The sequence below is a fragment of the Vibrio sp. Vb1574 genome, assembly GCF_033338675.1.
This window is the reverse complement of record NZ_JAWOTC010000276.1, coordinates 1-1262: the sequence shown is the minus strand read 5'-3', so window position 1 is coordinate 1262 and position 1262 is coordinate 1. Positions and strand designations below refer to the sequence as shown.

General features: G+C 47.6%; 1 pseudogene. It reads right to left on the bottom strand.

What is annotated here, in order from left to right:
- Nucleotides 1–1262: pseudogene (locus R7O12_RS25500) on the bottom strand (hypothetical protein); the annotation flags it as partial.

Genomic DNA, 1262 nt, shown 5'->3' with positions numbered 1-1262 from the left:
ATCACTGCCACTAGCGTGATCGATTGGGCCTTCCAACGTAACGTTGTATGAACCATCGGTATTCATCGCCAGCGTAAATACTGAGTTGCCGTTTGCTGTCGCGGTGTAAGTGAAGCTGCCGTCGGCATTTGCGGTTTCTACCAGCTCAACGGCTTCACCATGTGAAGTCAAGCCATCAATTGGATTGGTCGATGCGTCGAGTTGATAACTCACCACTCGATCGGAGCCTTCTGTCGTGGTGAACTTGCCGTCAACCGAAACAGAATCATTTTGATCCGAACCGATGCTCGCAAGGTCGTCTTCATCCACCGTTAAAGCTTCCACACCATCAATAGAAGGCGCATCATCTTTAACTTCTATAACGATTTCTGCGGCTTTGGCATCGTTCGAACCTAGCGTCAAAGAAGAGCGGTCTCCGTCGGCATCAACGGCATAAACTGGAATGGTGAACGTTAACGATTCGTCGTTTGCGCCAGTATGATCCAGCTGTTCATAGAGGTTGAACTGATATTCGCCTTGAGACGGTGAGTCGATACTGATGTCGAATACCGTAATGCGCACACCATCAAGCTCAATATAACCTTCGTAAGTACGAACGCCATTGACATCAGAAGTTAGTTCAAGAAGTACAGTTTGCCCTTGCGATTGCAACTCGCCAGAGACATTAAATTCCGTTGGTTCTACTTCGAAGTGGTCAATAATATCGCTGCCTGCGGCTGCCGAAATTGATCCGGTACCGCTAGTAATCGCGATGCCCTGTAGAGAACCTTGCTCGACGCCAGACTCATCCAAAGACAAGCTTGTGACATTGTTAATGACTGGGTTATCGCCATCAGCAATTGTAATCACAAAGGTATTGCTGACCGTATCTTGGTCGTAATCCACGATCGTCGTTGGAAGAGAAAGCGCTATCGTATCGCTATCATTCGTCTGCTCAAGCGGTTTGAACTGTTCAAATTGGTACGTGCCGTCGGTGTTTAAAGTGATACTTAATACCACCTCTCCCGTGCCAGCTACGGTTAACGTGATGTTACTGCCATCTTCAGACAAGGTCGCAACCGTCGCTTGGTTGTCAGTTAACAAACCATCAAATTGCGACAAACTTTCCTGATTAAAGGTGACAGAAGCCAACTGGTCACTGCCAATTTCGACAAACCTCCCCGTGATTGGCGTCGATGAAGATTCTTCGTTCTCAAACGAGATGTCTTGCGGCGCTGGATTATCACCATCGATAATCGTCGTGACAAAATCAATCGGCGTAC